8 protein-coding genes are annotated in these 13,596 nt (G+C 62.8%); all 8 read left to right on the forward strand.

Annotated features, from left to right (window positions below; all coding sequences use genetic code 11):
• The first annotated feature begins 33 nt into the window (after positions 1 to 33).
• The gene (gene gltB, locus ACMTA2_RS03315; protein ID WP_413793700.1) at positions 34 to 4,482 is read left to right on the forward strand and encodes a glutamate synthase large subunit; all 4,449 of its coding nucleotides are present in this window, start codon (positions 34 to 36) and stop codon (positions 4,480 to 4,482) included.
• A gap of 33 nt (positions 4,483 to 4,515) precedes the next feature.
• Complete coding sequence (locus tag ACMTA2_RS03320) at positions 4,516 to 5,934, forward strand: FAD-dependent oxidoreductase (RefSeq protein WP_264427064.1); 1,419 nt, start codon at positions 4,516 to 4,518, stop codon at positions 5,932 to 5,934.
• Positions 5,935 to 6,187: 253 nt separating this feature from the next.
• The gene (hemE, locus tag ACMTA2_RS03325; RefSeq protein WP_413793701.1) at positions 6,188 to 7,255 is read left to right on the forward strand and encodes a uroporphyrinogen decarboxylase; all 1,068 of its coding nucleotides are present in this window, start codon (positions 6,188 to 6,190) and stop codon (positions 7,253 to 7,255) included.
• 335 nt (positions 7,256 to 7,590) lie between these two features.
• A complete protein-coding gene (gene gbpA / locus ACMTA2_RS03330; protein WP_413793702.1) occupies positions 7,591 to 9,057 on the forward strand; it encodes an N-acetylglucosamine-binding protein GbpA in 1,467 nt (488 codons plus the stop codon).
• Positions 9,058 to 9,124: 67 nt separating this feature from the next.
• Positions 9,125 to 9,667: a cytochrome b gene (locus ACMTA2_RS03335; RefSeq protein ID WP_413793703.1), complete on the forward strand. Its 543-nt coding sequence runs from the start codon at positions 9,125 to 9,127 to the stop codon at positions 9,665 to 9,667.
• A complete protein-coding gene (locus ACMTA2_RS03340; protein WP_413793704.1) occupies positions 9,664 to 10,197 on the forward strand; it encodes a type II secretion system protein N in 534 nt (177 codons plus the stop codon). The genes ACMTA2_RS03335 and ACMTA2_RS03340 overlap by 4 nt, the downstream gene beginning before the upstream one ends.
• Positions 10,198 to 10,205: 8 nt before the next feature.
• The gene (gspD, locus tag ACMTA2_RS03345) at positions 10,206 to 12,125 is read left to right on the forward strand and encodes a type II secretion system secretin GspD (RefSeq protein ID WP_413793705.1); all 1,920 of its coding nucleotides are present in this window, start codon (positions 10,206 to 10,208) and stop codon (positions 12,123 to 12,125) included.
• Positions 12,122 to 13,594, forward strand: a complete 1,473-nt coding sequence (gene gspE, locus ACMTA2_RS03350; RefSeq protein WP_413793706.1) for a type II secretion system ATPase GspE — start codon at positions 12,122 to 12,124, stop codon at positions 13,592 to 13,594. Before gspD ends, gspE begins: the two co-directional genes overlap by 4 nt.
• The last annotated feature ends 2 nt before the right edge of the window (positions 13,595 to 13,596 follow it).

Raw genomic sequence — 13,596 nt, forward strand, 5'->3', positions numbered from 1 at the left:
CTCGATAAGAGGCAGCCTGGTGAGAAAGTGTCTATGAAAGCAGGTCTGTACCAACCAGATGAATTCAAGGATAACTGCGGTTTTGGCCTGATAGCCCATATGCAGGGCGAGCCCAGCCATACCCTTTTGCACACGGCCATTGAGGCCCTGACCTGCATGACCCACCGCGGTGGGATCAACGCCGACGGCAAGACCGGCGACGGTTGTGGCTTGCTGATTCAAAAGCCCGACGAGTTCCTGCGTGCCGTTGCCCAGGAAACGTTCGGCGTGACCCTGCCCAAGCAATACGCCGTGGGCATGGTGTTCTTCAACCAGGACCCGGTGAAGGCTGAGGCGGCTCGCGAAAACATGAATCGCGAGATCCTGGCCGCCGGCCTGCAACTGGTCGGCTGGCGCAAAGTGCCGATCGACACCAGCGTCCTCGGCCGCCTGGCCCTTGAACGCCTGCCGCAGATCGAGCAGGTGTTCATCGCCGGCGATGGCCTGAGCGACCAGGACATGTCGATCAAGCTGTTCAGCTCCCGTCGTCGTTCGTCCGTGGCCAATGCCGCCGACACCGATCACTACATCTGCAGCTTTTCCCACAAGACCATCATCTACAAAGGCCTGATGATGCCGGCGGACCTCACCGCCTTCTATCCGGACCTGAGCGACGAGCGCCTGAAAACCGCGATCTGCGTGTTCCACCAGCGCTTCTCCACCAACACCTTGCCGAAATGGCCGCTGGCCCAGCCATTCCGTTTCCTCGCCCACAACGGCGAGATCAACACCATCACCGGCAACCGCAACTGGGCGCTGGCCCGTCGCACCAAGTTCGCCAACGACCTGATGCCGGACCTCGAAGAACTCGGTCCGCTGGTCAACCGCGTGGGTTCCGACTCCTCGAGCATGGACAACATGCTGGAGCTGATGGTCACCGGCGGCATCGACCTGTTCCGTGGCGTGCGCATGCTCGTGCCGCCGGCGTGGCAGAACGTCGAGACCATGGACCCGGACCTGCGTGCGTTCTACGAATACAACTCCATGCACATGGAGCCGTGGGACGGCCCGGCCGGTATCGTCATGACCGACGGTCGCTACGCGGTGTGCCTGCTGGACCGTAACGGCCTGCGTCCGGCGCGTTGGGTCACCACCACCAACGGGTTCATCACCCTGGCTTCGGAAATCGGTGTCTGGAACTACCAGCCCGAGGACGTCATCGCCAAGGGGCGCGTGGGCCCGGGCCAGATCTTTGCCGTGGACACCGAGACCGGCCAGATCCTCGACACCGACGCCATCGACAACCGCCTCAAGTCCCGTCATCCGTACAAGCAATGGCTGCGCAAGAATGCCCTGCGCATCCAGGCGACCATGGAAGACAACGACCATGGCTCGGCTTTCTACGACGTCGACCAGCTCAAGCAGTACATGAAGATGTACCAGGTGACGTTCGAAGAGCGTGACCAAGTGCTGCGTCCGTTGGGCGAGCAGGGCTACGAAGCGGTCGGCTCCATGGGTGACGACACGCCGATGGCCGTGCTGTCCCAGCGCGTGCGCACGCCGTACGACTATTTCCGCCAGCAGTTCGCCCAGGTGACCAACCCGCCGATCGACCCGCTGCGCGAAGCGATCGTGATGTCCCTGGAAATCTGCCTCGGTGCCGAGCGCAACATTTTCCAGGAGTCGCCGGAACACGCCTCGCGGGTGATCCTCAGCTCGCCGGTCATTTCCCCGGCCAAATGGCGTTCGCTGACCAACCTCGACCGCCCGGGCTTCGAACGCCAGGTCATCGACCTGAACTACGACGAAAGCGTCGGCCTGGAAGCGGCGATCCGCAATGTGGCCGATCAGGCTGAAGAAGCCGCGCGCGCCGGTCGTACCCAGATCGTGCTGAGCGACCGTCACATCGCGCCGGGCAAGCTGCCGATCCACGCCTCGCTGGCCACCGGCGCGGTGCACCATCGCCTGACCGAGAAAGGCCTGCGTTGCGACTCCAACATCCTGGTGGAAACCGCCACCGCCCGCGACCCGCATCACTTCGCGGTGCTGATCGGTTTCGGTGCTTCGGCGGTCTACCCGTTCCTGGCCTATGAAGTGCTGGGCGATCTGATCCGCACCGGCGAAGTGCTGGGCGACCTCTATGAGGTGTTCAAGAACTACCGCAAGGGCATCACCAAGGGCCTGCTCAAGATCCTGTCGAAGATGGGGATCTCGACCATCGCGTCGTACCGCGGCGCGCAACTGTTCGAGGCCATCGGCCTGTCGGAAGAAGTCTGCGAGCTGAGTTTCCGTGGCGTGCCGAGCCGCATCAAGGGGGCGCGCTTCGTCGACATCGAAGCTGAACAGAAAGCCCTGGCCGCCGAAGCCTGGAGCCCGCGCAAGCCGATCCAGCAGGGCGGCCTGCTGAAGTTCGTCCATGGCGGTGAATACCACGCCTACAACCCGGACGTGGTCAACACCTTGCAAGCGGCCGTGCAGCAGGGCGACTACGGCAAGTTCAAGGAATACACCTCGCTGGTGGACAACCGTCCGGTGTCGATGATCCGCGACCTGCTCAAGGTCAAGACCCTCGATACGCCGTTGGACATCAGTGAAGTGGAACCGCTGGAGTCGGTGCTCAAGCGCTTCGATTCGGCCGGTATTTCCCTGGGCGCCTTGTCCCCGGAAGCCCACGAAGCCCTGGCCGAAGCCATGAACCGCCTCGGTGCGCGTTCCAACTCCGGCGAAGGCGGCGAAGACCCGGCGCGCTACGGCACCATCAAGAGTTCGAAAATCAAGCAGGTGGCCACCGGCCGCTTCGGTGTGACGCCGGAATACCTGGTCAACGCTGAAGTGCTGCAGATCAAGGTTGCCCAGGGCGCCAAGCCCGGCGAAGGCGGCCAGTTGCCCGGTGGCAAGGTCAACGGCCTGATCGCCAAGCTGCGTTATGCGGTCCCCGGCGTGACCCTGATCTCGCCGCCGCCGCACCACGACATCTACTCGATCGAAGATTTGTCACAACTGATCTTCGACCTCAAGCAGGTGAACCCCAAGGCCCTGGTCTCGGTGAAGCTGGTGGCGGAAGCGGGCGTCGGCACCATTGCGGCCGGCGTGGCCAAGGCCTATGCCGACCTGATCACCATCTCCGGCTACGACGGCGGCACCGGTGCATCGCCACTGACCTCGATCAAGTACGCTGGCGCGCCGTGGGAACTGGGCCTGGCCGAAACCCACCAAACCCTGCGCGGCAACGATTTGCGCGGCAAGGTCCGGGTGCAGACCGACGGTGGCCTGAAAACCGGCCTGGACGTGATCAAGGCCGCCATCCTCGGCGCCGAGAGCTTCGGCTTCGGCACCGCGCCGATGATCGCCCTGGGCTGCAAATACCTGCGTATCTGCCACCTGAACAACTGCGCCACCGGCGTGGCGACCCAGAACGACAAGCTGCGCAAGGACCACTACATAGGCACTGTCGACATGGTGGTGAATTTCTTCACCTACGTGGCCGAAGAGACCCGTGAGTGGCTGGCGAAGCTGGGCGTGCGCTCGCTGGAAGAACTGATCGGCCGCACCGACCTGCTGGACGTGATCGAAGGCCAGACCGCCAAGCAGCATCACCTGGACCTGACCCCCTTGTTGGGCAGCGACCTCATCCCGGCCGACAAGCCACAGTTCTGCCAGGTCGACCGCAACCCGCCATTCGACAAGGGGGAGCTGGCCGAGAAGATGGTCGACATGGCCGCTGCGGCAATCAACGACCTGAGCGGCGCCGAGTTCAACCTGGATATCTGCAACTGCGACCGCTCCATCGGTGCGCGGATCTCCGGCGAAATCGCCCGTAAGCACGGCAACCAAGGCATGGCCAAGGCGCCGGTGACCTTCCGCTTCAAGGGCACCGCAGGCCAGAGCTTCGGCGTCTGGAACGCCGGTGGCCTGAACATGTACCTGGAGGGCGATGCCAACGACTACGTGGGCAAGGGCATGACCGGCGGCAAGCTGGTCATCGTCCCGCCCAAGGGCAGCGTCTACAGGACCCAGGACAGTGCCATCATCGGCAACACCTGCCTCTACGGCGCCACGGGCGGCAAGCTGTTCGCCGCCGGCACCGCGGGCGAGCGTTTTGCCGTGCGTAACTCCGGAGCCCACACTGTGGTGGAAGGCACCGGCGATCACTGCTGCGAGTACATGACCGGTGGTTTTGTCTGCGTGCTGGGCAAGACCGGTTATAACTTCGGCTCTGGCATGACCGGCGGTTTCGCCTACGTGCTCGACCAGGACAACACCTTCGTTGACCGAGTCAACCACGAACTGGTGGAAATCCAGCGGATCAGCGGCGAGGCGATGGAAGCCTATCGCAGCCACTTGCAGCGCGTACTGGATGAGTACGTCGAGGAAACCGACAGCGAGTGGGGTCGTGAGCTCGCCGAGAACCTCGATGACTACGTGCGTCGTTTCTGGCTGGTCAAGCCCAAGGCTGCCAACCTGAAATCGTTGCTTTCCAGCACTCGTGCCAACCCGCAGTGATATGCGCCTGAAGAGTTTGATGAGGTTTTAACAATGGCTGAACGTCTGAATAACGACTTCCAGTTCATCGATGTCGGGCGCAAGGATCCGAAGAAGAAACTGTTGCGTCAACGCAAGAAAGAGTTCGTGGAAATCTACGAGCCTTTCAAACCCCAGCAGTCGGCCGACCAGGCCCACCGCTGCCTGGGTTGCGGTAACCCGTACTGCGAATGGAAGTGCCCGGTGCACAACTTCATTCCCAACTGGTTGAAACTGGTGGCCGAGGGCAACATCCTCCAGGCCGCCGAGCTGTCTCACCAGACCAACACCCTGCCGGAAGTCTGTGGCCGGGTGTGCCCGCAGGATCGCCTGTGTGAAGGTGCCTGCACCCTCAACGACGGTTTTGGCGCGGTGACCATCGGTTCGGTGGAGAAGTACATCACCGACACCGCGTTCGCCATGGGCTGGCGTCCGGACATGTCCAAGGTCAAGCCGACCGGCAAGCGCGTGGCGATCATCGGTGCCGGCCCGGCGGGTCTGGGCTGTGCCGACGTGCTGGTGCGCGGTGGCGTGACTCCGGTGGTGTTCGACAAGAACCCGGAAATCGGTGGCCTGCTGACCTTCGGCATCCCCGAGTTCAAGCTGGAAAAGACCGTGCTGAGCAATCGTCGCGAAGTCTTCACCGGCATGGGCATCGAGTTCCGCCTGAACACCGAGGTGGGCAGGGACGTGACCATGGAGCAACTGCTCGAAGAATACGATGCAGTCTTCATGGGCATGGGCACCTACACCTACATGAAGGGCGGCTTTGCCGGCGAGGACCTGCCGGGTGTGTACGACGCACTCGACTTCCTGATCGCCAACGTCAATCGCAACCTGGGCTTTGAAAAGTCGCCGGAAGACTTCGTCGACATGAAAGGCAAGAAGGTCGTGGTGCTTGGCGGTGGCGACACGGCGATGGACTGCAATCGCACGTCGATTCGCCAGGGCGCCAAGTCGGTGACCTGTGCCTACCGTCGCGATGAAGCCAACATGCCCGGCTCGCGCAAAGAGGTGAAGAACGCCAAGGAAGAAGGCGTGAAGTTCCTCTACAACCGCCAGCCGATCGCCATTGTCGGTGAAGACAAGGTCGAAGGCGTGAAGGTGGTCGAGACCCGTCTCGGCGAACCCGATGCCCGCGGCCGTCGCAGCCCGGAGCCGATCCCGGGTTCCGAAGAGATCATCCCGGCCGACGCCGTGGTCATCGCCTTCGGCTTCCGCCCGAGCCCGGCCCCGTGGTTCGAGCAGTTCAGCATCCAGACCGACAGCCAGGGCCGCGTCGTGGCCCCGGAACAGGGCCAGTACAAGCACCAGACCAGCAACCCGAAGATCTTCGCCGGTGGCGACATGGTCCGCGGTTCCGACCTGGTGGTGACGGCGATCTTCGAAGGCCGCAATGCGGCGGAAGGGATCCTGGATTACCTGGGGGTCTGATCACTTCCCAACGTTGGAATGCGATCAAAATGTGGGAGCGAGCTTGCTCGCGATAGGGGTGGATCAGTCGACGAACGTGTTGAATGTGACGCCCTCATCGCGAGCAAGCTCGCTCCCACAATTGTTTTGTGGTGTTGCTGAACATTGCATGGCACCGCGACAAATTGCCCCGATAGATAAAAGGCACGGCTCTTACCGTGCCTTTTGCGTCGCGCTCTGAGAAAATGCCCGCACTTTTTTTCCGGATGCCGACATGACTGCCCTGAAGAACGACCGTTTCCTTCGCGCCCTGCTCAAGCAACCCGTGGACGTCACCCCCGTGTGGATGATGCGCCAGGCCGGTCGCTATCTGCCGGAGTACCGCGCCAGCCGCGCCAAGGCCGGTGACTTCATGAGCCTGTGCATGAACCCCCAGTTCGCCTGCGAAGTCACGATGCAGCCGCTGGATCGCTATCCGCAGCTGGACGCGGCCATCCTGTTCTCCGACATCCTCACCATTCCCGACGCCATGGGCCAAGGTTTGTACTTCGAGACCGGTGAAGGCCCACGCTTCAAGAAAGTCGTCAGCACCCTGGCCGACATCGAGGCCCTGCCGATTCCCGATCCGCAGAAAGACCTGGGCTACGTCATGGACGCGGTCAGCACCATTCGCCGTGAACTCAACGGTCGTGTACCGCTGATCGGCTTTTCCGGCAGCCCCTGGACCCTGGCCACCTACATGGTCGAAGGCGGCTCGTCGAAGGACTTCCGCAAGACCAAGGCGATGCTCTACGACAACCCGCAAGCCATGCACTTGTTGCTGGACAAGCTGGCCCAGTCGGTCACCTCCTACCTCAACGGCCAGATCCTGGCCGGTGCGCAAGCAGTGCAGATCTTCGATACCTGGGGCGGCAACCTGTCGGCGGCGGCGTACCAGGAATTTTCCCTGGCCTACATGCGCAAGATCGTCAGCGGCCTGATCCGCGAACATGAGGGGCGCAAAGTCCCGGTGATCCTGTTCACCAAGAACGGTGGCCTGTGGCTGGAAAGCATTGCCGAGGCCGGCGCCGACGCCTTGGGCCTGGACTGGACCTGCGACATTGGCAATGCCCGCGAGCGTGTCGGTCACAAGGTCGCCCTGCAAGGCAACATGGACCCCACCGTGCTCTACGCCAAGCCTGAAGCCATTCGCGCGGAAGTCGGGCGCATCCTGGCCAGCTACGGCAGCGGCAGCGGCCATGTGTTCAACCTTGGCCATGGCATTACCCCGGAAGTCGACCCGGAACACGCCGGGGCTTTCCTGCGGGCGGTGCATGAGTTGTCGGCTCAATACCACCTCTGATTGCACCCCGTAACACCCAGCCTGTCCGGACCTGTGTCGGACAGGCTTTTTAATGCCCGCTGTTTATCCGACCAACATCAAGCTCATTCACGTCCGATGTTTCTGTTTGTTTGTGTTGGATAACTGTTTCTATCGGTAAGAGATTTCTTTTGCCATGTAAGGGGAAATCGATTCAGAGATCATTCCTTCTCCCTTGAGAGATTTGCCCTACATAGTGAGGTTTCGATTTTCTATAAGGTTCGGCGCTTGCAAGGTGCGGCGCCAAACGATCCGGCGTGCCTTTCAAGATGACGGTTATTACGTCTTTAAATCTCGATGACTAGTCTGGAACTTATATGAAAAACAACTTCAACAAGCGCAGCGCATTAACGGGGTGCGCTTCGTCATTGGTTCTATTGTCGGCACTGGCCGCGTCCCAGGGTGCACTCGCCCACGGCTATCTTGACGTGCCGCCTTCGCGTGCACTGTTGTGCCAGAAAGGCGTCAACCTGAATTGCGGCGGCGCGCAATACGAGCCGCAGAGTACCGGCGAAACCTTCAAGGGTTTCCCGAATGGAGCCGGTGGTGCGCCGCTGCAGGGCCCCATCGACGGCAAGATCGCCAGCGGTGGCAACGCCAACTTTTCTGCCCTTGATGCGCAATCGTCTTCGCGCTGGCACCTGACCGAAATCAGGGATCGCAACATTACCTTTCAATGGCAATACTCCGCCGCGCACCCGGCGACCAAACACGAATACTTCATTACCCGCGACGGTTGGAACCCGAACGAGCCACTCAAGCGCGCATCGTTCGACAGCGCACCGTTCTGTACGATCGAGGGCGGTCATCAAGTGCCGGTGGGCGGTGCCCAGCACAACTGTGTGATTCCCGACAGCAAGTCGGGGCATCACGTCATCCTGGCCGTCTGGACAGTGGGCGACACCGACAATGCGTTCTACAACCCGGCGGATGTGAACATCCTCGCCGAAGCCGCTCTGCCGGGCGGCTGGTCGCCGGTAGGCAGCATTGCGCCATCCACCCAGTTGCTGGCGGGTGACAAGGTCAAGGCCCGGGCATTCTCCGCCACCGGCGAAAATGCCGAGTACAGTGTGGAGATCAGCATCGACAACGCTGAAGAAGGCAAGCCTGAGAACTGGTCGTTCAAACTGGCCGAAGCCATCAACCAGGTCCATGCCCTGGTTCGCGCGGGCATCCGCGACGACGAAGGCAATATCACTCCGGTCAAGGGCACCAACAAGCTGTACGCCCAGAAAGAAAGCGGCGTGAGCCGCTATGAAGTGCAATTGGACATGAAGGAAGACGCCAGCGCGAGCATGGCGATCGCGTCCTTGCAGCCGGAATACGTCCTCGACAAGGGCCGGGTCAGCATGACGTTCGCGGCGCAGACCAACCGCAGGATGAACGTCCAGGCCACGCTGTTCGATGAGAGCAACAAGCAGGTCGGTACCGTGAGCCAGCCCGTGGATGAAGGCAGTACCCGCCTGAGCCTGGACGTGCGCAGCGCTCCCGGCGCCCACACCCTGACGCTGGTGGGCACCACTGAAGATGGGCGCACCACGCGCCAGCAGACCGAGACGGTCACCCTGACCGGCGAGGGTGCAGGCATCGAGTACGACTTCGTGTTCCCTGAAGGCATCAGCGATTACGCCGCTGGCACGAAAGTGCTGCAGCCCAAGACTGACGAAGTCTTCGAATGCAAGCCGTTCCCGGCGTCCGGCTACTGCAAGCAGTACAGCCCGACGTCGAACGGTTTCGAACCGGGTGTCGGTGCGTCCTGGCAGAGCGCCTGGGACAAGCTGTAAGTCCTGACAGGCACGGCCCCAGGCGATCCGTACGGGTTGCCTGGGGCCTTCAGACGAGGACGCCGTGATGTCTATCCATTACTCCAGGGGGCGGGTGCTGCTGCACTGGCTGTCGGCGGTCATTATCTTATGGGCGTTGGCGTCCGGTTTTTATGTGGCGTTCAACCCGGTGTCGGCTTCGACCGAGCAGTGGGTCGGCTCGCTCAATGTGTCGCTGACCACGCTGTTCATTCCGTTTTTCTTATGGCGGGCCTGGTTGTTTGTTTGCGAGTTGGAACCCCGTGGGACAGCGCTTTCATTGGACAAGAGGCTGGCCTTGGCGGTGCATGCGCTGATTTACCTGGTCATCGGCGTCGTGCTGGTGACAGGCGTACTGATGATGAAAAGTACCATCAGTGTCTTCGGTCTCGTTCGATTCCCCCAGCCCTTGGCCGATCCGGTATTGATCGAACTGGCCAACACCGTTCACACCCTGTCTTGCGTGGTGCTTTCGATGCTGGTCGCGCTGCACCTGTGTGCGGTGTTCTGGCATGAGTTTTCCGGGCGCAGGGTGGTGCGGCGGATGTCCTTCGCCAAGCCTGCAAGCACACGCCTGAGAGCGCAAAAGTGAGGCGCTCGTTCCGGGGTGGCAGCCGTCTGCCAAAACGGGTGCTGGTGCTGGTACTGGTGCCGATGCTCTACGGGGTACTGCTGGCCGGGCAAGAGTGGCATTTTCGCCAGGCATTGGGCCGTGACGTACCCGTGGTGGCCGATTCGCCGGTGGCGTCGGTTCGCGACGTGCCCAACGTCCAAGCGGTGGCGACCGTGCTCGGCCTGGCGCCTGAAGGTGCCCAGGCGCCGAGCGCAGAACCGATGACGTTGCAAGCCAGTTTTGTCGCCGACCAAGGTTTATCGCGGGCATTGCTGGCGGACGCCGCGGGTTCGCGCATTTATCAGGTGGGCGAGCGCTTGCCCAGTGGCAGCGTGCTGCGCCGGGTCGAGGCCAGCCATGTGACGTTGTGGCGCAATGGACGTGAAGAGCGGCTGGCCCTGCAACCCGCGGCCAAGCCCTTGTTGCGTCGGTTGGGCCCAGAAGAGGGGCGTCATGCCGCGCTTCATTCCTCGCAATACCTACGCCCGGTGGCCGGGCAATCAGAGTGATCGAATCCATGAACAGCTTTATCCGGGGCCGTGTTTCGCACGTCCTGTTCTGCCTCGCCGCGTCGTGCCCGCTGATGTTCTCCGGTTCGCCGCAAGCCGAGGAGACCCAGTGGCAACTGGCGATGAACAACGCAGAGCTGCGCGACGTGGTCGAGGAGTTTTCCGCGATCCTGGGCAAGACCGTGGTGCTCGATCCGCGGGTATCGGGGCGCATCACGGTCATGTCCCGCGAGGCGCTGGACCGCGAAGGCGTGCGCCGGTTGTTCTATTCGGTACTCGATGCCCATCACTTCACCGTGATCGACGAGGGCGAGCGGATACTGATCACGCCGGTCAGCGATGCCAAGACGCGGGCCGGTGTCGTCGACGGACAAAGCGCCACGCCATCGCAGTTCGTCACCCGGGTCCTTGACCTGCAATCGAGCATCGCGGCCGATGTTGCCGGGTTGATCCGGCCCCTGGTATCGGCCAATGGTTACGTCGGTCCTTCGGTATCGTCCAACGCCCTGGTGGTCACCGACACCGCGGCCAATGTCCAGCGCATCGCCGGGGTGGTGCGGCAGTTGGATTCAGGCCGCAACCGCAATCATGTGGTGGTGCGGTTGCAGCATGCCTTGGCCGGGGACATCGCGCCCCTGATGGAAGCCTCCGGCGGCAAGCGCGAGGGTGATACGGCGGGCGTGGTGATCGCCGACGCCCGCAGCAATCGACTGGTGGTCATCGGCACCCCGACGGTGCGCCAGCGCCTGGTCGAGCTGGCGCGGACCCTGGATGTCCCGGCCGCTGCGTCCCAGGACAACGCCCGGGTCATCCGCCTGCGCCATAGCGATGCCAAGCAACTGGCTGAGGTGCTGGAGGCGGTCGGGCAGGACAGGAAAACCACGCCGGCCCTGTCCGGCCAGCGGGACAGTGCCGTCGCCAGCCCATTCATGATCAAGGCCGATGAAAGCCAGAATGCTCTCGTGCTGATTGCCGAGCCAGCCCAGGTCCGCACCATTGAAAACATCGTCCGTGAGTTGGACCAACCCCGGGCCCAGGTACTCATCCATGCGGCCATCGTCGAGGTCACCGGGGATATCTCCGAAGCGCTGGGGGTGCAGTGGGGGCTCAAGAGCGGCAGCGCGACAGGGGCCATCAACTTCCCGGGAACCGACATTCCGATCATCGGGCTGGACCTCGATAAGCTGGATAAAACCAAGGAAAGCGCATTCCTGCGGCTGGGGGGGGATCGCTTCGGTGCGCTGGTTTCGGCGCTGGCGAGCAACGCCCACAGCAACCTGCTTTCCACCCCCAGCCTGCTGACCCTGGACAACCAGGAAGCGGAAATCATCGTGGGCCAGAACGTCCCGTTCAAGACGGGTTCCTACGCCACCAGCGGCAACGGCGCGGACAATCCGTTCACCACGGTGGAGCGCAAGGACGTCGGCATCAGCCTCAAGGTCAAACCCTACATCAACGAAGGCTCGACCTTGCGCCTGGAAGTGGAGCAGGAAGTGTCGGACATCGCACCGTCGGTCTCCGGTGTGGATTCCTCCGACCTGATCACCAACAAGCGCGCCTTGAAGAGCACGATCCTGGCGGACGATGGCGAGATCATCGTGATCGGCGGCCTGATCCGCGACAGTGTCCGCACCCAGCAAAGCGGCGTGCCGGTGCTGCGCAGCATTCCTTACCTGGGGGCGTTGTTTCGCTGGAACCGCGACACCCAGACCAAAAGCAACCTGATGGTGTTCCTGCGCCCGACCATCGTGCGCAGCAACGAAGACCTGGCCGAAGTCAGCCGCCAGCGCTACGACGCGCTTCGGGCGCTGAGCAAGCCCGGCTCGCGGGAAAACAATTCGCTGCTGCTGCCCCGGGATGCCCACCAGTTGTTCGAGTCATCCACGGATGCGTCGGCGGCCGATCCGCAGCGTTCGGGTGCTCTGTGATTGAGCCGCAGCCCCCGTTGCCCTTTGGTTTCGCCAGGCGCCTTGGCGTGCTGCTGGAAGGCGTCGGGCCGACGTTGAGCCTGGTCATGCGCCGTGACACGCCGCTGACGGCCTTGGCCGAAGTACGACGCCTGTGTGGGCGGGACTTGCCGATCCAGGTGCTGGAGCCGGCGCAGTTCGCCACGCGCCTGGCCAGCGTCTATCGCCAGGGGCAGAGCGCCGCCGAGCAGGTGGCCCAGGGCCTGGACGAGGAACTGGACCTGCTCAGCCTGGCCGACCAGATGCCGCAGACCACCGACCTGCTGGAGCAGCAGGGTGATGCGCCGATCATCCGCCTCATCAATGCCTTGCTCAGCGAGGCAGTCCGCGAACACGCCTCGGATGTGCACCTGGAAACGTTCGAACAATACCTGTCGGTGCGCATGCGCATCGATGGCCAGTTGCGGGAAATGCTGCGCCCGCGTCGGGAACTGGCGAGCCTGCTGGTGTCGCGGATCAAGGTCATGGCGCGCTTGGACATCGCCGAAAAACGCGTGCCCCAGGACGGCCGGATGGCGTTGCGCCTGGCCGGGCACGAGGTCGATGTGCGGGTCTCGACCCTGCCTTCGGCTCATGGCGAACGGGTGGTGTTGCGCCTGCTCGACAAGCAGGCCGGGCGTTTGGATCTGCAGCGCCTGGGCCTGCCCGACGACACCCTGGCGAGCCTTCGCCAGTTGCTCGGCAAGCCCCACGGCATCGTGTTGGTCACCGGGCCCACGGGGTCGGGGAAAACCACCAGCCTGTACGCGGCGTTGAGCAGCATCAACGATCAGAGCCGCAACATTCTCACCGTCGAAGACCCCATCGAATATCACCTGCCGGGCATCGGTCAGATGCCGGTCAACCCGAAAGTCGACATGACCTTCGCCCGCGGCTTGCGGGCCATTTTGCGCCAGGACCCGGACGTGGTGATGGTCGGCGAAATACGTGATCGCGAGACCGCCGAAATCGCCGTCCAGGCGTCCCTGACCGGGCACCTGGTGCTCTCGACCCTGCACACCAACACTGCTGTCGGCGCGGTCACGCGGCTGGTGGACATGGGGGTGGATGCGTATCTGCTGGCGTCGTCCCTGGCCGGCATCGTCGCCCAACGGTTATTGCGCTGCCTGTGCCCGTCCTGCAAGACGCCGTATGTGGCCGACGCCGCCACGTGCCGACGCTTGGGGCTCCAAGCCACTGCCGCGCCCCGGTTGTTCAAGGCCCAGGGTTGCGAGCAATGTCAGAAGGGCTATCGCGGACGCTTCGGTATCTATGAGCTGGTGAACGTCAGCACCGCCCTGTCGCAGCTGATTCACCAGGGCGCCACCGAGCAGGCGCTGGCCGCCGAGGCCCGCAAGACCTCCCGCAGCCTGTTCCAGGATGGCCGCCAGCGGGTGCTGGAAGGCCTGACCAGCGTCGACGAATTGCTGCGCATTACCCAGGAGGATTAGCG

This window comes from Pseudomonas medicaginis (assembly GCF_965119365.1).
Classification (GTDB): Bacteria; Pseudomonadota; Gammaproteobacteria; order Pseudomonadales; family Pseudomonadaceae; genus Aquipseudomonas.

Bases quoted from the DNA above. Each gene is read 5' to 3' on its own strand.
- gspD (WP_413793705.1), top strand. From the start codon at position 10,206: ATGAACAGCTTTATCCGGGGCCGTGTTTCGCACGTCCTGTTCTGCCTC.
- hemE (WP_413793701.1), top strand. From the start codon at position 6,188: ATGACTGCCCTGAAGAACGACCGTTTCCTTCGCGCCCTGCTCAAGCAA.
- ACMTA2_RS03335 (WP_413793703.1), top strand. From the start codon at position 9,125: ATGTCTATCCATTACTCCAGGGGGCGGGTGCTGCTGCACTGGCTGTCG.
- ACMTA2_RS03320 (WP_264427064.1), top strand. From the start codon at position 4,516: ATGGCTGAACGTCTGAATAACGACTTCCAGTTCATCGATGTCGGGCGC.
- gltB (WP_413793700.1), top strand. From the start codon at position 34: ATGAAAGCAGGTCTGTACCAACCAGATGAATTCAAGGATAACTGCGGT.
- gbpA (WP_413793702.1), top strand. From the start codon at position 7,591: ATGAAAAACAACTTCAACAAGCGCAGCGCATTAACGGGGTGCGCTTCG.